The 22593-nt window shown below is 62.8% G+C and carries 23 protein-coding genes and 1 tRNA gene; 11 read left to right on the top strand and 13 right to left on the bottom strand.

What is annotated here, in order from left to right; all coding sequences use genetic code 11:
• Nucleotides 1–28 precede the first annotated feature (28 nt).
• Entirely contained in the window at nucleotides 29–1405 is a 1377-nt protein-coding gene (locus AWT76_RS09385; protein ID WP_072246120.1) for an aminotransferase, read from the bottom strand.
• Nucleotides 1406–1462: 57 nt separating this feature from the next.
• Complete coding sequence (locus tag AWT76_RS09380; protein ID WP_072246119.1) at nucleotides 1463–1702, bottom strand: hypothetical protein; 240 nt, start codon at nucleotides 1700–1702, stop codon at nucleotides 1463–1465.
• A gap of 138 nt (nucleotides 1703–1840) precedes the next feature.
• On the opposite strand from AWT76_RS09380, the gene AWT76_RS09375 reads away from it, so the two are divergent.
• A complete protein-coding gene (locus tag AWT76_RS09375; RefSeq protein WP_176699424.1) occupies nucleotides 1841–3028 on the top strand; it encodes an RSP_2647 family RNA methyltransferase in 1188 nt (395 codons plus the stop codon).
• Nucleotides 3028–3564, top strand: coding sequence for an RSP_2648 family PIN domain-containing protein (locus AWT76_RS09370; RefSeq protein ID WP_072246117.1), 537 nt, complete (start codon nucleotides 3028–3030; stop codon nucleotides 3562–3564). Before AWT76_RS09375 ends, AWT76_RS09370 begins: the two co-directional genes overlap by 1 nt.
• 20 nt (nucleotides 3565–3584) lie before the next feature.
• Here the strand turns inward: AWT76_RS09370 and AWT76_RS09365 are convergent, their stop codons facing one another.
• A complete protein-coding gene (locus tag AWT76_RS09365) occupies nucleotides 3585–4376 on the bottom strand; it encodes a sulfite exporter TauE/SafE family protein (RefSeq protein WP_072247617.1) in 792 nt (263 codons plus the stop codon).
• A 26-nt stretch (nucleotides 4377–4402) separates the two neighbouring features.
• Nucleotides 4403–4828 carry a SufE family protein gene (locus AWT76_RS09360; protein ID WP_072246116.1) on the bottom strand — a complete coding sequence of 142 codons (426 nt, stop codon included), beginning with the start codon at nucleotides 4826–4828 and terminating at the stop codon, nucleotides 4403–4405.
• A gap of 133 nt (nucleotides 4829–4961) precedes the next feature.
• Between AWT76_RS09360 and AWT76_RS09355 the strand changes: the two genes are divergently transcribed.
• Nucleotides 4962–5429, top strand: a complete 468-nt coding sequence (locus tag AWT76_RS09355; protein ID WP_072246115.1) for a hypothetical protein — start codon at nucleotides 4962–4964, stop codon at nucleotides 5427–5429.
• Nucleotides 5430–5455: 26 nt separating this feature from the next.
• On the opposite strand, the gene rnd is transcribed toward AWT76_RS09355, so the two are convergent.
• The gene (gene rnd, locus AWT76_RS09350) at nucleotides 5456–6640 is read right to left on the bottom strand and encodes a ribonuclease D (RefSeq protein WP_072246114.1); all 1185 of its coding nucleotides are present in this window, start codon (nucleotides 6638–6640) and stop codon (nucleotides 5456–5458) included.
• Nucleotides 6641–6740: 100 nt separating this feature from the next.
• On the opposite strand from rnd, the gene AWT76_RS09345 reads away from it, so the two are divergent.
• The 3 genes from AWT76_RS09345 to AWT76_RS09335 all read left to right on the top strand — a co-directional run bounded on the left by AWT76_RS09345 (nucleotide 6741) and on the right by AWT76_RS09335 (nucleotide 10689).
• Nucleotides 6741–6817, top strand: a tRNA-Pro gene (locus AWT76_RS09345).
• A 421-nt stretch (nucleotides 6818–7238) separates the two neighbouring features.
• Complete coding sequence (locus AWT76_RS09340; protein ID WP_176699375.1) at nucleotides 7239–8597, top strand: GntP family permease; 1359 nt, start codon at nucleotides 7239–7241, stop codon at nucleotides 8595–8597.
• A gap of 241 nt (nucleotides 8598–8838) precedes the next feature.
• Nucleotides 8839–10689, top strand: a complete 1851-nt coding sequence (locus tag AWT76_RS09335; protein ID WP_072246113.1) for a dihydroxy-acid dehydratase domain-containing protein — start codon at nucleotides 8839–8841, stop codon at nucleotides 10687–10689.
• Between the two features lie 268 nt (nucleotides 10690–10957).
• Here AWT76_RS09335 and AWT76_RS09330 read toward each other — a convergent pair whose 3' ends face one another.
• On the bottom strand, nucleotides 10958–11764 hold the full coding sequence (locus tag AWT76_RS09330) for a ferredoxin--NADP reductase (protein ID WP_072246112.1): 807 nt from the start codon (nucleotides 11762–11764) through the stop codon (nucleotides 10958–10960).
• A gap of 205 nt (nucleotides 11765–11969) precedes the next feature.
• Between AWT76_RS09330 and AWT76_RS09325 the strand changes: the two genes are divergently transcribed.
• Complete coding sequence (locus AWT76_RS09325; RefSeq protein ID WP_072247615.1) at nucleotides 11970–12446, top strand: Lrp/AsnC family transcriptional regulator; 477 nt, start codon at nucleotides 11970–11972, stop codon at nucleotides 12444–12446.
• Between the two features lie 9 nt (nucleotides 12447–12455).
• Here AWT76_RS09325 and AWT76_RS09320 read toward each other — a convergent pair whose 3' ends face one another.
• A complete protein-coding gene (locus tag AWT76_RS09320; RefSeq protein ID WP_072246111.1) occupies nucleotides 12456–12905 on the bottom strand; it encodes a DUF1499 domain-containing protein in 450 nt (149 codons plus the stop codon).
• Nucleotides 12906–13205: 300 nt separating this feature from the next.
• On the opposite strand from AWT76_RS09320, the gene AWT76_RS09315 reads away from it, so the two are divergent.
• Nucleotides 13206–13454, top strand: a complete 249-nt coding sequence (locus AWT76_RS09315) for a hypothetical protein (protein ID WP_072246110.1) — start codon at nucleotides 13206–13208, stop codon at nucleotides 13452–13454.
• Between the two features lie 4 nt (nucleotides 13455–13458).
• Here AWT76_RS09315 and cueR read toward each other — a convergent pair whose 3' ends face one another.
• From cueR to AWT76_RS09295, 4 genes are all read right to left on the bottom strand, one after another.
• Entirely contained in the window at nucleotides 13459–13845 is a 387-nt protein-coding gene (gene cueR, locus AWT76_RS09310) for a Cu(I)-responsive transcriptional regulator (RefSeq protein ID WP_072246109.1), read from the bottom strand.
• Nucleotides 13842–16313 (bottom strand): heavy metal translocating P-type ATPase, encoded by a 2472-nt coding sequence (locus tag AWT76_RS09305; protein ID WP_072246108.1) that lies wholly within the window; start codon nucleotides 16311–16313, stop codon nucleotides 13842–13844. The genes cueR and AWT76_RS09305 overlap by 4 nt, the downstream gene beginning before the upstream one ends.
• Before the next feature lie 55 nt (nucleotides 16314–16368).
• Nucleotides 16369–17181: a histidinol-phosphatase gene (gene hisN / locus AWT76_RS09300; protein ID WP_141655922.1), complete on the bottom strand. Its 813-nt coding sequence runs from the start codon at nucleotides 17179–17181 to the stop codon at nucleotides 16369–16371.
• Between the two features lie 64 nt (nucleotides 17182–17245).
• Nucleotides 17246–17608 (bottom strand): helix-turn-helix domain-containing protein, encoded by a 363-nt coding sequence (locus tag AWT76_RS09295; protein ID WP_072246107.1) that lies wholly within the window; start codon nucleotides 17606–17608, stop codon nucleotides 17246–17248.
• 290 nt (nucleotides 17609–17898) lie between these two features.
• On the opposite strand from AWT76_RS09295, the gene AWT76_RS09290 reads away from it, so the two are divergent.
• The 3 genes from AWT76_RS09290 (at nucleotide 17899) to AWT76_RS09280 (ending at nucleotide 20508) form a co-directional block, all read left to right on the top strand.
• Nucleotides 17899–18864 carry an NADPH:quinone oxidoreductase family protein gene (locus AWT76_RS09290; protein WP_072246106.1) on the top strand — a complete coding sequence of 322 codons (966 nt, stop codon included), beginning with the start codon at nucleotides 17899–17901 and terminating at the stop codon, nucleotides 18862–18864.
• 128 nt (nucleotides 18865–18992) lie between these two features.
• Nucleotides 18993–19775 (top strand): Bax inhibitor-1/YccA family protein, encoded by a 783-nt coding sequence (locus tag AWT76_RS09285; protein ID WP_072246105.1) that lies wholly within the window; start codon nucleotides 18993–18995, stop codon nucleotides 19773–19775.
• A 73-nt stretch (nucleotides 19776–19848) separates the two neighbouring features.
• Nucleotides 19849–20508 carry a hypothetical protein gene (locus AWT76_RS09280; RefSeq protein ID WP_141655921.1) on the top strand — a complete coding sequence of 220 codons (660 nt, stop codon included), beginning with the start codon at nucleotides 19849–19851 and terminating at the stop codon, nucleotides 20506–20508.
• Between the two features lie 54 nt (nucleotides 20509–20562).
• Here AWT76_RS09280 and rpmG read toward each other — a convergent pair whose 3' ends face one another.
• Nucleotides 20563–20730, bottom strand: a complete 168-nt coding sequence (rpmG, locus tag AWT76_RS09275) for a 50S ribosomal protein L33 (RefSeq protein ID WP_072246103.1) — start codon at nucleotides 20728–20730, stop codon at nucleotides 20563–20565.
• Between the two features lie 134 nt (nucleotides 20731–20864).
• Nucleotides 20865–22580 (bottom strand): methionine--tRNA ligase, encoded by a 1716-nt coding sequence (gene metG / locus AWT76_RS09270; protein WP_072246102.1) that lies wholly within the window; start codon nucleotides 22578–22580, stop codon nucleotides 20865–20867.
• Between the last annotated feature and the right edge of the window lie 13 nt (nucleotides 22581–22593).

Below are 22593 nucleotides of genomic sequence, written 5' to 3'. Positions count from 1 at the left end.
GCGCGATGGGCGCGCCGGGGCAGGGTGGTTAAAGCTGGCCGGTCACATCTTCCAGCGCGTGAAGCGTTGCATCGGCGATCACATCGACCTCTGCGGGTGTAATGCACAAGGGCGGTGCAAAGCCGATGATCTCGCCTTGCGGCATGGCGCGGGCGATGACACCGCGCTTGGCCATGGCCCCGACAACCTGCGCGGTAATCTTGTCACCTGCATCAAAATCGGTGCCCGCGCCGGGGTCGCGCTGCAATTCCACGGCTGCCATCAGCCCTTCGCCGCGCACATCGCCCACAAAACGGTGGCTGCCCAGCCGCGCTTTCAGCGCGGTCTGGAAATAGGCGCCCGTGTCGCGCGAATTTTGCACCAGACCCAGATCATCCACCAGCTTCAGGTTGGCCACGCCAGCGGCGGCCCCGATCGGATGCGCCGAATAGGTCCAGCCATGGCCGAAGGGGCCGAATTTGTCGGTGCCTTCCTCCAGCACCGTGAACATGTCATCACTGACAATGCTGCCCGACAGCGGCGCATAGGCAGAGGTCAGCCCCTTGGCAATGGTGATGATGTCGGGCGTGATGCCGTAATGGGTGGACCCCATCATCGTGCCCAGACGGCCAAAGCCCGTGACCACCTCGTCGGTAATCAGCAGAATGTCGTGCTTTTTCAGAATTGGCTGGATCGCCTCCCAATAGCCCGCGGGCGGTGGGACAATACCGCCGGTGCCCAAGATCGGCTCTCCGATAAAGGCGCCGATAGTGTCTGCGCCCTCGCGGTCTATCAGCGCCTCCAACTCTGCCGCGCAATGGGCGGTGAATTCGGCTTCTGTCATGTCGCGGCGCGGGCGGCGGAAATAATAGGGTGCTTCGGTATGCACGACTTCGGCCATGGGCAGGCCGAACTTGGCATGAAACGGCGTCAGCCCGGTCAGCGAGCCGGTAATCAGCCCCGACCCATGATAGCCGCGCCAGCGCGAGATGATCTTGCGCTTTTCCGGGCGGCCCTTCACGTTCCAGTAATACCAGACCAGTTTGACATTGGTCTCATTCGCGTCCGACCCGGACAGGCCAAAATAGACCCGATTCATATGCGCAGGCGCACGTTCGGCCACCATATGCGCCAGCGTGATCGACGCCTCGGTGCCATGGCCGACATAGGAATGGTAATAGGCCAGTTCATGCGCCTGTTTGGCGATGGCCTCGGCAATTTCGGTGCGCCCATAGCCGACATTCACGCAATAGAGGCCTGCGAAGGCGTCCAGAAAGCGGTTGCCGTCGCGGTCCTCGATATGCACGCCGTCCGCCTTGGTCACGATCCGCGTGGCGCTTTCCCCGCGCGCATGTTGCGCGAAATGCGTCGAGGCGTGCAGGAAATGGTCGCGGTCCCACTGGTTCAGCTGGTCATTGGTCAGCATCGGATATCCTTTCTTGCCCGTGACACAGGCAGGTCTGTTGGAAGGCCGTGGCCGCGCTTATTGCGCTTTGCGCACCAGCCGATAGCTTCCCTCGGGCAGGTCAAGTGCTGCGGCCAGATCGCGCAGCTGCGACAGCGACAGCGTGACGACCACTTCGGTCTGGCTGTCCGGGTCGAACTGCACCACGCTCACCCGGTCATCGGCGGCGCGGATGGTAATATCCTCGCGCAGGGCAGGGCCGCCCTCGTCGATCAGGGTGATGATGGTCGCGTCGAAATCATGCTCGATGGTAAACATGTGCAAAGCCTAGACGAGTGGCGCGCCCATTGAAAGGGGGGCAATGGAACGCCGGTTAAGCTTTTGGGGGGCCGCGCGCCCCCTTTCGTCCGTGGCCTAAAGCGGCTATGGGCTGCGCTTGATCTGCCAGAGAAAGTGCTGCCCATGCCCATCCTCCGCCTGTTGCCCAAGGCCGAAGCCCGTGCCGTCCGTCATGGTTTTCCGTGGGTGTTCGCCAACGAGGTAGTTCTGGACCGCCGTACCCGCGCCATCGCGCCCGGAAGTTTCGTGCGGCTGGAAGAAAATGACGGGCGCGCCCTTGGGCTGGTCACGGTCAACCCCGCGTCCAAGATCATTGGGCGGATGATGGACCGCAATCCAGAGGCGCAGATCGACCAGCCATGGATCGCTGCGAAGATTGCCCATGCACTGACCCTGCGCGCGGCACTTTACGACACCCCGCATTACCGCCTTGTCCATGCCGAAGCCGATGGGCTGCCCGGCGTGGTCATTGACCGCTTCGGCGATGTGGCCGTGATCCAGCCCAATGCCGCTTGGGCAGAGGTGCAATTCGACCTGATCGCCGATGCGCTGGCAGAGGTGACGGGCGTGCGCAGCATTATCCGCAACGGGTCTGGCCGCGCGCGGGCGCTGGAAGGGCTGCCAGAGGTAACGGAAATCGCGCGCGGCGCGGTCGATGGGCCGGTGCCGGTGCCGATGAACGGGGCCACCTATATGGCCGATGTGCTGGGCGGGCAGAAAACCGGCCTGTTTTTCGACCAGCGCCCGAACCATGCGTTTGCCGCGACATTGGCCAAGGGCGGCTCTGTGCTGGATGTGTTTGCACATGTGGGCGGCTTTTCGCTGGCCGCGCTGGCGGCAGGCGCGACAGATGCCTTGGCGGTGGACAGTTCCGCCCCCGCCCTGGCGCTGGCCGAAGCCGGGGCCAAGGCCAGCGGCATGGCCGACCGGTTCAACACGCTGCAAGCCGACGCCTTCGACGCGCTGCAAAAGCTGGCCGATGAGGGCCGCCGCTTCGATGCCGTTATCTGCGATCCGCCCGCGTTCGCGCCCAATAAACCCGCGCTGGACGCGGGCCTGCGCGCCTATGAGCGCGTGGCGCGCGGCGCGGCAGCGCTTGTGGCACCGGGCGGCTATCTGGGCTTGTGTTCGTGCTCGCACGCGGCTGACCTTGCCAGCTTTCGCAATGCCAGCGCGCGCGGTATAGGCCGCGCCGGGCGGCGCGGGGTGATGCTGCATACCGGCTTTGCAGGGCCGGACCATCCGCAACTGCCGCAACTGGCCGAAAGCGGCTATCTGAAAGCCGTGTTCTTCCGGCTGGATTGATGCGGCTGGTTCTGGATGCCTGCGTGCTGTTCCCGACCATCTTGCGGGAAATCCTGATCGGGGTGGCCGGGCAGGGGGCATTCGTGCCCCTTTGGTCGGCGCGAATCTTGGGTGAATGGCAACATGCTGCCGCGCGGCTGGGACCGGCTGGCGCAGCGATTGCCTCGGGCGAGATTGCGCTGTTGCGCGCGCGCTGGCCCGATGCCGAGATCCCCGCCGATCCGGTGCTTGAAGCGCGGCTCTATTTGCCCGATCCGGCGGATTGTCACGTTCTGGCAGCAGCACTTCTGGGCGGGGCCGACAGCGTGATCACGCTGAACCTGCGCGATTTCCCCACCCGGCAGATGGAAGGGCTGCGCGCGCGCGCGCCCGATGATCTGCTGATGGACCTGTGGCTGGCCGACAGCGCCATGGTCGAGATGGTCGTGGCAGATGTGCAGGCGCGATCGGCCGCGATCTCTGGCCAGCCGCGCCCGCTGCGCGCCATGCTGAAACGTGCCAAACTGCCAAGGCTGGGCAAGGCGCTGGACGGGTAGGTCCGTCACCGCGACCGACGTTAAAACCCCAGCGCCTTGCGCAGCATGTTCAGCGCCATGACCATGATGAACACCGCGAACACGCGCTTTAGCGGTTTCGGGTCCATTGCATGGGCCAGCTTGGCGCCCATGGGCGCGGTGATCAGGGTCATTGCCACGACCAGTGCGAAGGCGGGCAGGTTGACCGCGCCGATGGTGAAAGGCGGCGCATCGACAATCGGCACCAGCAAAAAGACCAGAACCGAAGGCGCTGCGATGATTATCCCAAACCCCGCCGCCGTGGCGACCGCGCGGTGAATGGCCACGCCGTGCAAGGTCATCAGCGGCACGCCGAACGACCCGCCGCCAATGCCCATCAGCACCGACAAGAACCCGATCAGCGGTGCGAGCACCGCCTTTTTCAGCCCTGACGGCATGACCGTGCCCAATTGCCAACTGTTGCGGCCAAACCCGAAATAGAGGCCGATCAACACCCCCAGCACGCCGAAAATGCCCTGTAACACCACAGAGCGCAGGCCAGAGGCCACCAACACCCCCAGCACCGCGCCAAAACCGATCCACACCGCCCAACCGCGCAGGATGGCCCAATCCACCGCGCCCTTGCGGTGATGGCTTTGCACCGACCGGGCAGAGGTGACGATGATCGTGGCCAAGGACGTGGCAAGGCAGACCTGCATCAGCTGCGCGCTGCCATAGCCCAAGGCCGTGAACAGGTAGAAAAACGCAGGCACCAGAACGATGCCTCCGCCCACGCCCAGCAGCCCTGCGACAATCCCCGCAAAAGCACCGATGACCAGCAAAAGCCCGATCATCTGCGCCAGAAGCCAAGGGTCGGCGCTCACGCGGCGGCCTCTGCGGCTTTGCTGCGAATCCGTGCGACCATCGCGCGCAACCCGTTCGAGCGTTGCGACGAAAGATGCTGGTCCAGCCCCAGCCGCGCCAGTTCGGCGGGCGCGTCAATTGCGGCCACATCACCCAGTTTCTGCCCGGCATAAAGCGCGTGCAGCACCGCGATCAGGCCCTGCACGATCATTGCGTCGCTTTCGCCTGCGAAATCGAACCTGGCCTCGGCACCCGTGCCGTCGATCAGCGGCTGAATCCAGACTTGGCTTGCGCAACCATCAACCTTGGTGGCCGGGGTTTTCAGCGCCGGGTCCATCGCGGGCAGGGCGCGGCCCATCTCGATCACATGGCGGTAGCGGTCTTCCCATCCGTCCAGAAATTCGAACGTTTCGACAATATCTTCGAATGCCGGGCTGGCCATGGTCTTCCCCTTTTGCACGATTGACACACAGGTAAAGCGCCCCCGCAACAAGGTCCAGCCTGCGAGAACACTTTTCAACCGGGCACATATGCGCTAACCCGAAGCAACGCCGTGCCAGATAAGGACCGTTTCGATGCAAAAGCCCGCACTTGCCGCTCTTGTCCTTGTGCTTGCGCTTGGGGCCTGCGGGTCTGGCGGCTGGTCGCGCCTGAACCCGATGACGTGGTTTGGCAGCGATTCAGAAGAAACCATTGCGCCCGCTGGCGGGTGGGCAACAGAGATTGACCGCCGCGCACTTGTTCCGGTTGTGCGCGAATTGGAAGCCCTGCGCACGCCCGAAGGCGCGATCATCCGCGCCAGCGGCGTGACCGAAACCCAAGGCTGGTGGGATGTCGAACTGCGCCCGGTCAATGACACGCGCCCGGTCGAAGGCGCGCTGATTTTCGAATTCGTGTTGGCCGGGCCGCGCACGCAGACGGGCACGGGGCCAGAACCGTCGCGCAGCGTCAGCGCCGGGGTGAAGCTGTCGAATGCAGAGCTTGCTGGCGTGCAGCGGATCGTGGTGCGCGGCGCACAAAACGCGCTGAGCGTGCGCCGCTAACCGCGTCGGCGCACGCCGGGCGCAGGCTATAGCGCGATGACTTCGACCTGCTCGCCCTTGAGCGCGAGTGCGATTTCGCCCGAACACAGGCGCAACGCATCCTTTCCGAACACATCGGCGCGCCAGCCGCGCAGCGCAGGCGCATCGCGCAGCCCCGCCGCGATCTCGTCCAGATCGGTGCTAGAGGCGATCAATTTGGCCGCCACCCCTTCATTGTCGGATTTCGCCTTCAAAAGCACGCGCAGCAAATCCGCCAGCGCCGGGTTGACCTGAAGATTATCGCGCGTCTTGCCCGGTTTGGGGTGGTTTTCCGGAGGGCAATCCAGCCCGCGCGCAACGGCGGCCAGAATGCCATCGGCAATGTCGCCGCGCCGCGCCTCGCGCAGCAAAAGCCGGGTGCGGCCAAGGTCGTCGGCGTTGCGGGGCTTTAGCGCGGCCAGTTCCAACAGCGCGTCATCCTTGAACACGCGACCGCGCGGAATGTTCCGGGTTTGGGCATAGCTTTCGCGAAAGGCCGCCAACTCGCGCAGGATGGCCAGAAACTTGCCCGAATCGTTGCGGGTCTTGACCCGTTTCCAAGCATCTTCCGGGCGGATGATATAGGTTTCGGGGTCCATCAGCGTGGCGATTTCCTCGTCCAGCCATGGCGCGCGCGCGGTTTCTTGCAACATGGCCTCCAGCTTTTCATAGATCACCCGCAAATGCGTCACATCGGCCAGCGCGTAGGTCGCCTGCGCATCCGATAGCGGGCGGCGCGACCAATCGGTGAAGCGCGAGGATTTGTCGATATTCGCGCGGGCCAGCTTGCGAGCAAGGGTCTCGTAGCCGACCTGATCGCCGAAGCCGCAGACCATTGCGGCCACCTGCGTGTCAAACAGCGGTCGTGGCAGCGTGTCGCCCTCAATGCAGAAGATTTCCAGATCTTGCCGTGCGGCGTGCAACACCTTGACGACACGTTCATCCCGCAAGAGCGCATAGAAGGGCGCAAGGTCCAGCCCCTCTGCCAAGGTGTCCACCAGCACGGCCGGACCTGTGGTCGGACCATCGGGGCCCGGCAGCGCCATCTGCAACACGCAAAGCTTGGCGTAATAGGTGCGCTCGCGCAGGAATTCGGTGTCTATGGTGACATAGGGCGCCTCTGCTGCTTGCGCACAAAAGGCGGCAAGCGCGTCGGTCGTGGTGATAAGCGGGAGGGAACTGGGTTTTGTCATGGCCCCGAGCCATAGGCAAATTCCCCTGCCTTGAAAAGAACTTCTTGCGCGCTGCCCCCTTGCCAAGCCGGGCGCGCGGTCGTATACGCCGCGGCACGGTCGGAGTGTAGCTCAGCCTGGTAGAGCACTGTCTTCGGGAGGCAGGGGCCGGAGGTTCGAATCCTCTCACTCCGACCATATTTCAGAACCCCAAAAAAACCATCTCATGTGCAACGCTTGCATTGGTGTTTATGCCGGTTTAATCGCGGGATCGCTGCCAGATGATATGCCCCGAATGGGCGCGGCCTATCCCGGTTCAGTCCGTGTCATCAGCTTCCAGACCCCACTTTGTGCCGTGGCAGCGTGAAACTGCCATCTTCTTAGACAAGCCCTTCGCCCATTTGCAAAATTCCCGCGCCGCGTGTGCATGACCGGGGTGTGGCGCCTTGCGACCTTTGCTGCGGGTGCCGTTTGGCGCGGCCTGATCCACCGACGGGCGAGCGGCACGGGTCTAGCACCGTGGCAATAAATATTGCAGCCACGGCGGCACGCGGTTCTCACAGCCCTCTCGCATATGCCGAGCTGTTGGTATATGCTGCGGCGCAGCAGGAGCGACCTGATGAGCATTTTCCTGATCCTTCTCGCCTTGGCGATCTTGATTGCAGGTGCGTGGCGCGGCATGTCCGTTCTGGTGCTTGCGCCGGTTCTGGCCATGCTAGCCGCGCTGGCGTCGGGAATGCCGGTTCTTGCCGGGTATACGCAGGTCTTTATGCAGGCGGCGGGCGACTTTGTCGTGGCCTTCTTTCCGCTGTTTTTGCTGGGCGCGCTGTTTGGCAAGGTGATGGAAGCGTCCGGCGCGGCCGCGCGTCTGGCCACTGCTATTGTGATAAGGCTGGGACCGCAAAACGCCATCGTCGCGGTGGTGCTGAGTTGCGCCTTGCTGACCTATGGCGGGGTGTCGCTTTTCGTGGTGGCCTTTGCCGCATGGCCGTTGGCGCGCGCCTTATTCGCGCAGACCGGACTGCCGGCGCGGTTGATCCCGGCGGCTATCGCTTTGGGCGCATTTACCTTTACCATGACGGCCTTGCCCGGCACACCATCAATTCAGAATGCGATCCCGATGGCTAGCTTTGGCACGACAGCCTTTGCAGCCCCGGGGCTGGGGTTGATCGCGGGCGGCTTGATGCTGGCCCTTGGGCTGGTCTGGCTGCAATTCCGCGTGCGGACACTTGCCGATGACGCGCCACCCGATGCGCCCGACACCGCACCAGATGCGCCGTCCCTTCCGCTATGGGTGGCACTGGTGCCGATCCTTTCGGTTGGGGTGGTCACATTGCTGATGGGCAATGTCGTGCTGCCCGCCTTGGACACCGGATATCTGGCCGATCCGGCATATGGCATGACCGAACTGTCGCGGGTCCGGGGGCTGTGGTCGGTGGTCACGGCGCTTGGCGTCGCGCTGGCCTTGGCGCTTATCCTCTCTCGTCCGTCCGGGATGATGCAGGTGCTGAACACCGGCGCGGAATCTGCCTTGCTGCCTTTGTTCAATACCGCCAGCCTTGTGGGCTTTGGCGCGGTGATCGCATCTTTGCCGGGTTTCGAGGTGTTGCGGGAAAGTCTGGACGCGCTGTCGGGCGGAAATGTCCTGATCTCGGCAGCGGTGTCATCAAGCGCTTTGGCGGGCATTACCGGGTCTGCCTCGGGGGGCATGTCGATCGCGCTGGACGTGTTGGGTCCGTCGCTAATGGCGCAGGCATCGGTTCAGGGGGTGGATCCGGCGCTGCTGCACCGCGTTGTCGCCGTTGCAACCGGCGGCCTAGATACGCTGCCGCACAATGGCGCAGTCATCACACTTCTGGGGATCTGCGGCATGACCCATAAGCAGGCCTATGGGGATATCTTTGTGGTGGCGGTGCTGGTGCCCACGATCGCCTGCATCCTAATCATTGCGCTGGGTCTGGGGTTTGGCAGTTTTTGATCTGCACAAGGTCTGGTCATCTACGCTAGGTATTCGTTTTGTCATTCGGCACACTCGGGATGGCTCAAGCCGGCACGCTCTTGGCGGGCCTATGCCACATCGGGCTGGTGATTTTGCAGCCACGGCTGTGCAAAACGCCACAGTGGCACTGGCCAGATGCATTTCGACTGGCTAGGTTCGGCTGGCAACGGGCCTTCTGGCATCGCGTGCTGTGTGCCACCGCAATCCGAAAGAGTTCACATTGACCGATCGAAAAGCAGTTCTGATTGACCGCCACCCCGGCCGTTCCACCCAAACCATCGGGCTTGCCCGCGCGCTTGGCACGGACCCAGAGTTGATTCATGACCCGTCAGTGGGTGTGGTTGGCACGAAAGGTGACAGCCAGTGCTATCTTGGCGTTGCCGAAAAGGTCGAGGCTATCCATCAAGCCCTGAAAGCGCGGATCGGGACCGGCCCCGGCCAATTCCGCTTTCGACTGGTGCAACCGGAATTCACCATCGCAACCTCTGACGGTATGCGCAACGGCACGCCAGAGATGCGCTATTCGCTGATTGGGCGCGAGGTGACGCAGGATGCGCTGTGCGAACATCTAAGCGCGACCGGTCTGGCGGGCACCATTGCAGTGGTGGCTTGTGACAAACCCCCGGTCGGCACGCTTGCCGCCATGCTGGAACATAATCTGCCCGCCATCATCATGTCGGATGGTCCAATCCGCCCCGGCACCGACCCCAAGACGGGCGAAAAGCTGGACATCGTCAGCGCCTTTCAGGTTGCCGGGCATCCGGACCCGGAGTATCGCCACCATATTGCCTGCCATGCCTGCCCGGGCTTTGGCAGTTGCGGGGGCATGTTCACCTATAACACCATGCAGACCTTTATCGGCGTGCTGGGCATGCAACCGCTGCACATGGTTGCCCCCCCATCGGATGACCCGCGCCGCCTGACCGAATTCCCGCAAGAGCTGGTGACCCTGCTGGCCCGGATGATCGAAACCGGGCTGAAGCCCCGCGATATTGTCGGGCGCGATTCCCTACGCAATGCGACCATTGTGGCCATGGCCATTGGCGGGTCGACAAACGCGCTGCTGCACGCGCCAGAGATTGCGCGCGCGGCAGGGTTTGCCGATTACTGGAAGGACATCATCACGCCCGAAGAGTTCAACCATCTTTCGCAGCATGTTGTCCCTGTCGTGACGAATGCACGCCCCTATGGCACCTATTCCATGGTGGATATCGACAATGTCGGCGGTGTGCAGGTGATCGTGCGCGAATTGCTGGATGCCGGTTTGCTGAATGGCGATGCGCTGACCTGCACGGGCGAGACATTGGCAGAGCAGGTCTCGCGCCTTGGGGCCAAGCCTGCGGATGGCGAGGTGATCTACCCGGTCGCCGCCCCCTACAAACCGACCGGTGGCCTGCGAATGCTGGGCGGGAACCTATCGCCCGAATTCTCGGCCATTCTGAAACTGGCCGGGGTCGAAGGCGGGCTGGAAAACAACCTGTTCAAGGGCAAAGCGCGCGTGTTTGACGGGCAGCAGGCGCTTTTGGACATGCTCGACCAGACGCCAGAGGCCTTTGAAGATAACGACATGATCATCGTGCGGTATGAAGGACCAAGCGGCGCGCCGGGCATGCCGGAGATGCTGGACCCCACCGCCCGCATCACGGCGCTATGCCGCGAACGCGGGATCGTTGTGGCGCTGATGACTGATGCGCGCTTTTCCGGCGGGTCGATCGGCTTGGTCATAGGCCATGTCGGGCCCGAAGCCGCGCTTGGCGGGCCGATCGCGCTGGTTGAGGATGGCGACGAGATCCTTGTGGATCTGAACACCAACGAGATCAATTGCACGCCGCTGAACGATCCGGCGGTTGCGGCGGCGCGCAAGGCCGCTTGGAACAAGGCCGTGGCCGATAACGGCGGCTTTCATCCAAGCCTGCCCGCCGCCGAAAGCCGATTGTTGCAGCGCGCGCGGCACATGGCCGTTCCGGCAGTGCGCGGTGCGGGGCTGCACCCGAACCGGACGGTCTGGGTGCGTGACCCGCGTGAGGCGGTCGATACGGGGTTCCGGCCCCAAAACAGGTTCCGCACCTGACCGCACCGGCCATGCCTCCATGTCATGGCCGGTGTCATGGCCGGTGTCCCATGGGGGCGCTGCCCCCGTCGCGCGGTTCACGCGCGACTCCCCCGGGATATTTTTGCAAGGATGAATTGGGCGAGTTGGCGCAAGCGACCCGGCCAGTATGAAGTCTGGCGCGTATTAGAGCGCGTCGCGCTCATTCGCATTCACGCGCCCCACTCTAACCTTTTATGGTCGCACGTCATTTTGCGCAAAACCGGGAACCACTTTTGCGCGACGTGCTCTAGTCCACGAACGCCTTTTCGACGACATATTCCGCAGGCGCGCTATTGGCACCTTCGGACAGGCCCGCAGCTTCAAGCACCTTCTTGATATCCAGATTGAAGGCCAGAGAGCCGCAGACCATGGCGCGGTCAATGCTTGGGTCCAGCGGCGGGATGCCCAGATCGGCAAAGACTTTGCCAGAGGCCATATTGTCGGTAATGCGGCCCATCTGCGCGCTCGGCTCGCGCGTGGTGGTGGGGTAGTAAAGCAGCTTGTCCGCGACCAGCTCGCCAATCAGCGGATCATTGGGCAGGGCCTCAACAAGGGTGCGGCCATAGGTTAGCTCTGCCGCCTCGCGGCAGGTATGCATGACGATGACCTGCTCGAATTTTTCCCATGTTTCGGGATCGCGCAAGAGCGAGGCAAAGGGCGCGATGCCCGTACCCGTGGCCAGCATCCACAGCCGCTTTCCGGGCAACAGCGCGTCGATGACCAGCGTGCCGACAGGTTTGGGGCGCAGTATGATCGGATCGCCCGGCTGAATATGTTGCAGCCGCGAGGTCAGCGGACCATCAGGCACCTTGATGGAGTAGAATTCCAACTCTTCGTCCCATGAGGGCGAGGCGATGGAATAGGCGCGCAGCAGCGGTTTGCCATTGTCGCCCAGAAGCCCGATCATCACGAATTCGCCCGAGCGGAACCGCAGGCTTTGCGGACGGGTGCAGCGAAACGCGAACAGCCGGTCGGTATAATGCGTGACCGAGGTGACGGTTTGCGCATCGGGCAGGGTAGGGGTTGCCTTGGCAACGGGGGTCTGGTCGGTCATGGCGGCAACTCTCTTGGGGTGCGGTCAAACTTGTGGCGGTGATACGGCGTTTGCGCGTGACTAAGCCTTGATACAGGTCAAGATCAAGGCTTTGGCGCACGATAAGAACGGCTGCGCGCAAGTGGCTGGAAAAATGTTCCATATTGCCCTTTTCATTCCGGGCAAGGTGGAATATTTTTCTAGCGAATTACCGAAGGAGAGGGCCATGTCCGGAGATCTGGACGATCTGGACCGCCGCATCTTGGCGGAGTTGCAACGCGATGCCAGCCAGTCGCTGGACGAGATTGCACGCAAGACCGGGTCCAGCAAGACGCCGGTTTGGAACCGAATCCGCAAACTGCGCGCGGCGGGGGTTATCCGGCATTATACCGTGTTGCTGGATGAATATGCGCTGGGGCTGGAAGCTTGTTTCTTCGTGCTGGTGCGCACCGCCTCGCACGAAGCCGCGTGGCAAGCCGCGTTTTTGGATGCCGTGCGCGCCCGGCCCGAGGTGATGGAAGCGCACCGGCTGGCGGGTGATATCGACTATATCCTGAAGGTGAAGGTCGCCAATGCGCGCGCTTATGACCGATTTTACCAATCGCTGATCGCGGATGTCAGTATTTTCAATGTTACCGCGCTGTTGTCGATGGAAGAAATCAAGTTCACCACCGAAATTCCACCCGAACAGATGAAGGCCTGAGCGCTTGGCCTATGGGGCCAGCGCGGCGATCCAGCGCTCCAGTCGTTCGCGGTTGGCGCCCATGTCGGAATGGCCGAACCGCGCCCGGGCAAAGCCGGTCAACATGGACCCGGCGCCCGCCGGTTCGATCAGCACCGTGGTATAATCGGGAAAGCCCATCAGGCGCGACCGTGTCAGGTAGGTCATATGCCCATCGGCAACGCGCCCGGCGATCCGGGTTGCACCGCTGTCAGTGGCGATCTTGTCGAAGGCTTCAGCCAGTTGTTGTGGGGGCAGATCGAAAATCGGGGCGGGGGCATCGCCATCGCCCATGCGCAGCAGGTGGAAATTCGGCGTCGCGGGCCGGGCTTCGCGGCGCGGGTCCAGATGCCAGCGCGCCGGGTCGCTTGGGGCGATGCGCACCCATACCGCACCTGCAAGCGCCACCGCGCCCAAAAGGATCAGGATCAATTTCAGCATGGCGCGCTCCTGGTCTGCCTGCCTGTTAGATGGCCGTTCCGCGGGCGCAAGGCAAGCCCATGCCGCGCCAATGCCAAAACGCTGGGCAGTTGCGCATTCGTGAGCGTATGTGAGCTTCCTTGGCTTTGACAGGGCGGTAAACAGGCCGATACTTGTTTTGCTGCCCATGTTTGCGCCGACATTACGCGAAAACCTGCCTTGGGCTGCGCAAGATCAACACATCTCGCGCGAAAGGCTGCTAGGGTCAGGTCACGAGGGTAGAGGACCGCGCCGCCGCGCGTATCACGACGGGAGGGATGAATGCCAAGCGATCCACTGACATTCTGGCTGAAAGGGTCGATGTTCTGGGCCACGATCTTGCGGGCGCAGCATCAGGCGTATCTGAAAATGCTGTGCAACATGGCAAATGCCTTGCCGCGCGAAACGGCGGCAGAGGTTGCCGCCGGGGCTGAAAGCCTGCGCCGTGACGCGCCCAAGCCGACACCGCTGCACCGGCGTCCGCGCGCCGCCAAAAAGCCGGAACAAGCCGCCAAGCCGGTTCCCGCCTAAGCGGTCATTCGCGCGCAAGGTCTGACAGGATTGGGCAATCGGGCCGCGCGTCGCCCGCGCAGGCCGATACCAGATGTGCCAATGTCCGGCGCATTTCCTGCAATTCGGCCAATTGCGCGTCGATCCGCGCCAAATGCGCCGTCGCCAGCGATTTTACATCCGCGCTGGCGCGGCTTTTGTCGGTGTAAAGCCCCATCAACTGGCGGCATTCTTCGGTTGTGAACCCCAAGGCCCGCGCGCGGCGCAGGAAGGCCAGCTTGTGCAGGTCTTCCTCAGAGAAATCACGATAGCCATTCGCCTGCCGCGTGGGGGTAATCAGCCCGATCTCCTCGTAAAAGCGGATGGTCTTGGGCGGCAGGCCAGAGCGTTTGCCAGCATCGGAAATATTCATGTGACCCCCTGAATGCGGATATACCGCAGGCGCAATGCATTCGACAGCACGAAGGCGGAACTAAGCGCCATGGCCCCCGCCGCCAGCATGGGTGACAGCATCAGCCCTGTGGCGGGGTAAAGCGCGCCTGCGGCAACCGGCACCAGCGCGGTATTATAGGCAAAGGCCCAAAACAGGTTCTGGCGGATATTGCGCATGGTCTGCGCCGACACATCCAGCGCGCCCAGCACCGCGCGCGGCTGGCTGGAGGCCAGCACGATATCGGCGGCCTCGACCGCGATATCGGTGCCACTGCCGATGGCCAGACCGATATCGGCTTCTGCCAATGCGGGGGCGTCGTTGATCCCGTCGCCGACGAAAGCAACCGGCCCATGCGCCGCGCGCAGCTCTTGCAGGGCGGTCAGTTTGTCCTTGGGCATGACCTCTGCCATGACATGGTCGATCCCCAGAGCGCGCGCCACGGCCTGTGCGGTCGCGGTCGCGTCGCCCGACAGCATCGCAACTTTCAAACCTTTGCGGTGCAGTGAAGCGACCATTTCGGCGGCGCCCGGTCGAACCCGGTCCGCCACGCAGATCAGCGCCACCGCAACGCCATTCACGGCAAGATAAAACGGGGTTTCCCCCTGTTGCGCGGCGTCTGTTGCCGCTTCGGCCAGCCGGTCTATGGCGATGTTTTCGGCCTGCATCAGCCGTGCGGCCCCCAGCAGCACGGATTGCCCGTCAACCTGCCCGCGCAGCCCAAGCCCAGTCAGTGATTTGATCGTCTCGGTTTGCGGCACATCCAGTTTGCGGGTCTCGGCGGCCTCGCGCAGACTAAGGGCGATCGGGTGGTCCGAATCGCGCTCCAGCGCAGTGGCCAAGGCAAGCGCCGTATCTTGCGACATGTCAGCGGTGGTGATGATCCGCGACAGGCTGGGCCGCCCTTCGGTCAGCGTGCCGGTCTTGTCAAAGGCCACCACGCGCACTCGTTCCAGCGTTTGCAGCGCGCTGCCCTTGCGAAACAGCACGCCCAGTTCCGCGGCGCGGCCCGTGCCCACCATGACAGATGTTGGCGTGGCCAGCCCCATCGCGCAGGGGCAGGCGATAATCAGAACCGACACGCCTGCCACCAGCGCCAAATTCAGCCCCGCGCCAAAGGCCAGCCAGACCGCAACGGTCAGCGCCGCGACAGCCATCACGGTTGGCACGAAATACAAGGTCACCTTGTCCACCAGCGCCTGCACCGGCAGTTTCGCGCCTTGCGCGCGCTCTACCATGCGAATGATCTGCGACAGCACGGTTTGCCCGCCCGTGACCGTTACGCGCATGTCAAAGGCGTCGCCCGCGTTCACAGTGCCGCCGACCAGCTTTGCGCTGTGGTCCTTGGCGGCAGGCAAGGGTTCGCCGGTGATCATGCTTTCATCCAGCAGGGCGTGATCGGACAGCAAGGTGCCATCGGCGGCCAGCCGCTCGCCCGGCCGCAGGCGCAGCGTGTCGCCGGGCGCGATATTGTCCAGCGTTACCTTGGTTTCCTGCCCGTCGACCAGCTTGCGCGCATGGCGCGGTTGCAGCCCGACCAGCCGGGCAATGGCGGCCCCGGTGCGCCCGCGCGCCCGCGCTTCCAGCCAGCGGCCCAGCAAGATCAGCGTGACGATAACGGCGGCGGCCTCGAAATACACCGCTTGCGCGCTCTCTGGCAGCAGCGCAGGGGCAAACAGCGCGACGGTGGAATAGCCCCATGCGGCCAGCGTGCCGATGGCGACAAGGCTGTTCATATCCGGAGCGGCACGCATCAGCGCAGGCAGGCCCGCAGTGTAGAACCCGCGCCCCGGTCCGATCAGAACCGCCGTGGCCAGCAGAAATTGCCCCAGCCAAAGCGGGGTTTGCCCAATAGTCTGCACCAGCCAATGATGGAAGGGCGGCACCAGATGCCCGCCCATTTCCACCACGAAAACCGGCAGGGTCAGCACCAAGGCCAGCCAGAAGCGCTGCGCAAGCGCGCGCGCTTCGACCGCTTGGCGTTCGGTCGGGTCAGGGGTGGCGGTGTCGGCCACAGGCTGGGCGGGGTGGCCCGCAGATGTCAGCGCGCGCGCCAATTCCGCGCTGGCGGCGGGGTCCAGCACATCGGCCTGCACGCGCCCGGAGGTCAGGTTGGCACTGGCGCGCAGAACCCCCGGCTGCATGGCCAGCGCCTGTTCAACCCGCGCAATGCAACTTCCGCAGCTCATATTGCCGACGTCGAATTCCAGCGTGTGAACCCGCATCGGATAGCCGGCGCGGCGCAGCGCGGTTTGCAGATCAGTCAACCCGGCTTCGGGGCGGGCCGTGACCTCTGCGCGGTGCGTGGCCAGATTCACCCGCGCTGCAACCACGCCCGGAACGGCGGCCAGAGCCTTTTCGGCCCGGCCAACGCAGCCTGCGCAGCTGATCTTTTCAACCTCGAACCCCAGTTCCGTGTAGCGCCCGTTTGGCGCGGCTTGCGTGTTCACGACTCACCTCTGATCTATGTCAGAGCATCAGATAGGGTTTCCACAAGCTGGAAGGTCAAGCCTTCTGTTGCAGCCGTGCCAATGCCGCGGCGTGCAGATCGGCATTTGCGGCGGCCAGAACCTGCCCCCCGGCATGGGCCGGGCCGCCCTGCCAATCGGTCACAATGCCGCCCGCGGCCTCGATAACCGCTATTGGCGCGCAAATGTCGTAGCTGTTCAGTCCGGCTTCGATCACAAGGTCAATATGCCCGGCGGCAAGCAGCCCGTAAGCGTAGCAATCCATACCGTATCGGGTCAGTTTGCAGGCCGCCGACACGGCCTGAAAGGCCGCGCGTTCGGCCTCGGTGCCGATTTCGGGAAAGGTCGAAAACAGGATCGCAGCGCTCAACTCATGCGTGGCGCGGGTCTGCAAGGGCGCGGTGCCGCGCGGGCCGCTGAGATGGGCCTGCCCAAGCCCGCCCACGAACCGCTCGCCTGTATAGGGTTGGTCGATCACGCCAAGAAATGGCCCCTCCGCGTCGCATAGCGCTATCAGCACGCCCCATGTTGCGGTGCCGCTGATATAGGCGCGGGTGCCGTCAATCGGGTCCAGCACCCATTTCAGACCGCTGGTGCCGGGGCGTGCGCCGTGTTCTTCGCCCAGAACGGCATCGGCAGGGCGCTCTGCATCAAGGATCTTGCGCATGGCGGCTTCGGCTGCGCGATCCGCCTGCGTGACGGGGTCAAACCCGTCAGCCAACTTGTTGTCGGCGGTCAAATCGCGGGTGCGGAAATACCGCAGTGCTTCTGTTCCGGCCACATCAGCCAGCCTGTTGCACAGCGCGATCAGGCTGGTGATGTCCTTGTCGGTCAGGTCGGCGCGGCGCATGGCAGATGTCCTAAAATCGCAGGGTCTGCCTTTTTTATCGGTCCCGCGCCGGGATGCAAGCTGTTCAGGCCGCGTCGCCCAGCGAGCGTGCAAGGTCGAACAACCGTCGCCGCTGCGCTTCGGGAATGGCGTAATAGGTGCGCAACAGGTCCAGCGTTTCTTTGCTGCCCATAACATCCAGGGCGGGGGCGTTGGGGCCGTCTTCGGCGGTATTCAACCCTTCAAAGAAAAAGCCGACAGAGACATCCATCGCTGCGGCAATATCCCACAGGCGCGATGCAGACACACGGTTTGCCCCGGTTTCATATTTCTGGATTTGCTGGAACCGGATGCCCACAGCGTCGGCCAGTTGTTGCTGTGTCATGCCGATCATCCAGCGCCGGTGCCGCATTTGCTGCCCGACATGCTGATCTACGGGATGTGCCATGTTTACCTCCTGCTGTCATGTTCACTCATACGGCGAGCAGTCGCGTCTTTAGCGCCCGTGGCGACGATACGGCGCTGCACCACTCGCAGTTGCAACGTGGCGATATTTTTCTGGAAAAGGTGTAAAAATTGCCCCTCACGGATGGGATCGCCAACTTTGTGCAAATTGCATTGCAAAATGCAAAACAACTTAAAAGAGAGTTGCGGATTGCACAACTTCTGCGTGACGCATTGCCGCTTGCGCCCGGTTTCGTCACGCGGCAGGCTGGCGCTGATGACACGGGGTGACAGATGCGCGCTTTTCGATTGACGGATTACGAATCACATCCAAAGCTGGAGCAGATCCAGACCCCCGACCCCGGACCGGGTGAGGTGCGCCTAAGCGTGGCAGCTTGCGGCCTGAACTTTGCCGATCTTCTGATGATGCGCGGGCAATATCAGGAAAAGGTCACGCCGCCCTATACGCTTGGCATGGAAATCGCCGGCACGGTCGATGCGGTCGGGCCAGATGTGACCGCGTGGCATGTGGGCGACCGGGTGGCAGCGTTTGCGGGGCAGGGCGGGCTTGCCGACTACGCCTTGTGCAAGGCTGCAAGCTGCGTCAGGATGCCAGACGCCATGCCGTTCACAGATGCTGCCGCGTTTCTGGTCGCCTATGGCACATCGCATCTGGCGCTGGCGCATCGCGCCCATTTGCAGCCGGGCGAAACGCTGGTCGTTCTGGGCGCGGCAGGGGGCGTGGGTTTGACAGCGGTTGAAATTGGCGCGCGGATGGGGGCACGGGTTGTTGCCGTGGCGCGCGGGGCGGCAAAGCTGGACGTGGCGCGCAAGGCCGGGGCAACAGAATGTCTGGACAGCGGGGCGACCGGCTTTGACCTGCGCGCGGAACTAAAAGCCCTTGGCGGCGCACATGTCATTTATGACGCCATTGGCGAGCCGCTGGCCACCCCGGCCATGCGTGCGCTGCTGCCCGAGGGGCGCTTTCTGGCCATCGGTTTCGCGGGGGGCACGCCGCCTGCTTTTCCGGCCAATATACTGCTGGTCAAGAACCTGAGCGTGATCGGCCTGTATTGGGGCGCCTATCTGCGCTTTGCACCGCAGATCATGGCCGGGTCTATCGCCACCCTGTTTGACTGGTATAACACCGGCGCATTGCGCCCCCATATTAGCAGTATCTTGCCGCTGGAGCGCGCGCTTGAGGGGCTGGATCTGCTGCGCCATAGGGGGTCAACAGGCAAGATTGTCATCACAATTTGAACAGCGGTAACCGATTTGCGCGATTTCCAGTGCCTGCGATACGGGTTTTGCTTGAAAACAGCACCCGACATGCAAATATTCATCCTGAGGTGACTTATCACCGCCCGTTTTCGCCTATGGAGGATTCAATGGCAGATTTCAACACGATGCGCGCGCAGGTAAGCGGCGCTCGCGCTGAACAGATCGATACCGGGCTGCGCGCCCATATGAACAAGGTCTACGGCACGATGTCCGTGGGCATGTTGATTACAGGTGCCGCCGCATGGGCCATTGCAGGTCTGGCGACCACTGCCGATCCGTCGGCGGCTGTCGCGCAATTGCCCAATGGCACCTACCTGAACAGCCTTGGCGGCGCGATTTACATGTCGCCGCTGCGCTGGGTCATCATGTTTGCCCCGCTGGCCTTCATCCTGTTTGGCTGGGGCGCGCTGATGCGCCGGGCCTCTGCCGCAGGGGTGCAGCTTGGCTTCTTCGTTTTCGCGGCGGCGATTGGCTTGTCGCTCAGCTCTATCTTCCTGGTCTTCACCAGTTTCTCGATCGCGCAGACCTTCTTCGTGACCGCGATTGCCTTTGCGGGGCTTAGCCTGTTCGGCTACACCACGAAAAAAGACCTGTCCGGTATGGGCACCTTCCTGATGATGGGTGTGATCGGGTTGATCGTGGCGATGATCGTCAACATCTTCCTGCAAAGCCCGGCCATGATGTTCGCCATCTCGGCCATTGGTGTGCTGGTTTTCGCCGGTCTGACCGCGTTCCACACGCAGATGATCAAAAGCGAATATGTCGAACATGCCATGGCAGGCGATCAGGAATGGCTGGACAAGGCCGCCATCGACGGTGCGCTGTCGCTGTATATCAGCTTCCTGAACATGTTCCAGTTCCTGCTGATGTTCATGGGCCAGCAAGAATAAACCGCCCGTTTCGGGCAATAAGGGCCGGTCGGTTGACCGGCCCTTTTTTGTGGGAAATTCAATGGCTCAAAGCGTGACACAGCTTCGCGCGGCATGGCGCATTGTTGCGGCCAAGCCCAAGCAGATAAAGCGGTTGCTGCTGCCGCCCTTCCTATTGGCAATGGCAGTCAAGGCTTGGCTCAGCGTTCAGGTCACAGGGCAGGTCTGGCCCGATCTGCCTGTGGACGCGTCATGGTCGCTTGATTTGGCGCTGCGCGGCAGTTTGGGGCTGGCCTTGGCGGTCATGGGCCTGCTGTGGCACCGTGCAATCTTCTTTGGTCCGCGCGCGCGGCTGACAGCCAATCTGGCGCTGCGCTACTGGGGGCAGGGGGCGGCGCTAAGCCTTTTGGCGCTGCTGCCGTTCGTGCCGCTTGTCATAGGGGGTCTGCCACCGCATGCCATTTTTGCGGCTGATGCCGTTTCGCTATGGCTGCTGCTTTGGCTGGGCTTTGGGCTGACGCGTGCCGCCGGGGGCAAGCGCGCCAAATGGGGCAAGCTGTTGGACCGGGCGCAAGCCGGTATCGCGGCGGGCCTTGCATTGGCGCTGGCGGTTGCGCTGCAACTTCAGACATTTGCCGTGGCTGCGGTTGTGCAGCTTCACTCTGGCGCGGCCTTCTTGCTGGACGGGGCGCTGACCTTCGCTTTGATCGTTGCGGTCCTTACGCTAATGGCGCGCCCCAGCCCCGCAAACTGAAAAACCGCGCCTTGGGGGCGCGGTCATCAACACTGCCAAAATGCGGCGGCAAGATTACTTGATCTTGCCTTCCTTGTATTCGACATGCTTGCGCAGAACGGGGTCGTATTTGCGCACGGTCATCTTCTCGGTCATGGTGCGGGCGTTTTTCTTGGTTACGTAGAAATGCCCGGTCCCCGCGGTCGAGTTCAGACGGATCTTGATGGTGGTTGGCTTCGCCATGTCATTCTCTCCTGCACCGGACAGATGGTGCTACACACCTTGCCCGCAAATTCTTGAACCTGCCTTCTACTGGCCCGCCCGCGCGTGTCAACCGGATTCCGCGCGGTTTTGGCCTGCATCTGGGGATTTTCGCCCTAGCGCCCCCCTGCGAACCGGCTTTCCCAGTCTTCGCGCTGGTCGTCGGTGATCTTGGCAAACAAGACATCGGGCACGGTAAAGGCATGGCCAGCGGGCAAGGTGCCCAGTGCCGCGTCCAGATCTTCGGGCCAAGACCAGTCGTCGCTGCCCATGGCCGCCATCAGGCTGGCCGCCGCATCGGGGATAAACGGGCGCGAGGTGATGGCGTAAACCCGGATCAGGTTTAGCGCCAGACGGATTTGCGCCGCCGCGGCATCCGGGTCGGTTTTGAAAATAGACCAAGGGGCGGCATCTTGCAGGTATTCATTGCCAAGCACCCATAGCGCGCGCAATTCGGCGGCGGATTTGCGAATATCCATCGCTTCCATATGGGTTTCATAGGCGCGCAGGCGGGTGGTCAGATCGGCGATCAACTGCGCTTCGCGCGGGCCGTAAGCGCCGCCCTCTGGCACCACTTCGCCGAATTTGGAACGGCAGAACTTGGTCACACGGCTGGCCAGATTGCCCAGCACATCGGCCAAATCCTTGTTGACCGAGGATTGGAAGTTTTCCCAAGTGAATTCCGAATCCGAGCTTTCGGGCGCATGGCTGAGCAACCACCAGCGCCAGTAATCGGCGGGCAGGATGGACAGAGCCTGATCCATGAACACGCCGCGCCCCAAAGATGTCGAAAACTGCCCGCCATCATAGTTCAGGTAATTGAAGGATTTGATGTAATCGACCATCTTCCACGGCTCGCCCGACCCCATCAGCGTGGCGGGAAAGCTGAGGGTGTGGAAGGGCACGTTGTCTTTGCCCATGAACTGCACATAGCGCACGTCCGCTGCGCCTTCATCCGTGCGCCACCAGCGCCGCCAAGCGCTGTCATCCAAGCCCTGCGCTTCGGCCCATTCGGCGGTGGCCGCGATATATTCGATGGGCGCATCGAACCAGACATAGAACACTTTGCCATCCATGCCCTGCCACGGTGCGCCGTCAAACTGCGCGGGCACGCCCCAATCCAGATCGCGGGTGATGCCGCGGTCCTGCAAGCCATTGCCGTCATGCAGCCATTTCTTGGCAATAGAGGTCGTCAGGATAGGCCAGCCCTGTTGGCTGTCGATCCACTGGTCCAGCCGGTCGCGCAGCGTGGATTGGCGCAAGAACAGGTGTTTCGTTTCGCGCACTTCCAGATCGGTCGCGCCGGAGATGGCCGAGCGGGGGTTGACCAGATCCGTCGGGTCCAGCTGCTTGGTGCAGTTTTCGCATTGGTCGCCGCGCGCGCGGTCATAGCCGCAATTGGGGCAGGTGCCTTCGATATAGCGGTCCGGCAGGAAACGCGCGTCGGTGATGGAATAGACCTGTTTCTCGGTCACTTCCTCTATCAGCCCGGCTTCGCCCAGCTTGGCGGCCAGATGTTGCGTCAGCGCATGGTTCTGCGGGCTGGAAGAGCGTCCGTAATGGTCAAATGACAGCCGAAACCCGCGCGCCAGTTCGGCCTGCACATCATGCATACGCGCGCAATAATCGGCCACGGCCTCTCCGGTTTTGGCGGCGGCCAGTTCGGCGGGCGTGCCGTGTTCGTCGGTGGCGCAGATGAACATCACCTCATGCCCGCGCCCGCGCATGTAGCGGGCATACAGGTCTGCGGGCAGTTGGCTGCCCACCAGGTTGCCCAGATGCTTGATGCCGTTGATATACGGCAAGGCCGAGGTAATCAGGATACGCGCCATGTCGCCCTCTGTG

This window comes from Roseibaca calidilacus (assembly GCF_001517585.1).
In the GTDB taxonomy this organism is placed as follows: domain Bacteria; phylum Pseudomonadota; class Alphaproteobacteria; order Rhodobacterales; family Rhodobacteraceae; genus Roseinatronobacter; species Roseinatronobacter calidilacus.
Note: the sequence above shows the minus strand (reverse complement) of the source record. Positions and strands in the feature narration are given on the sequence as shown.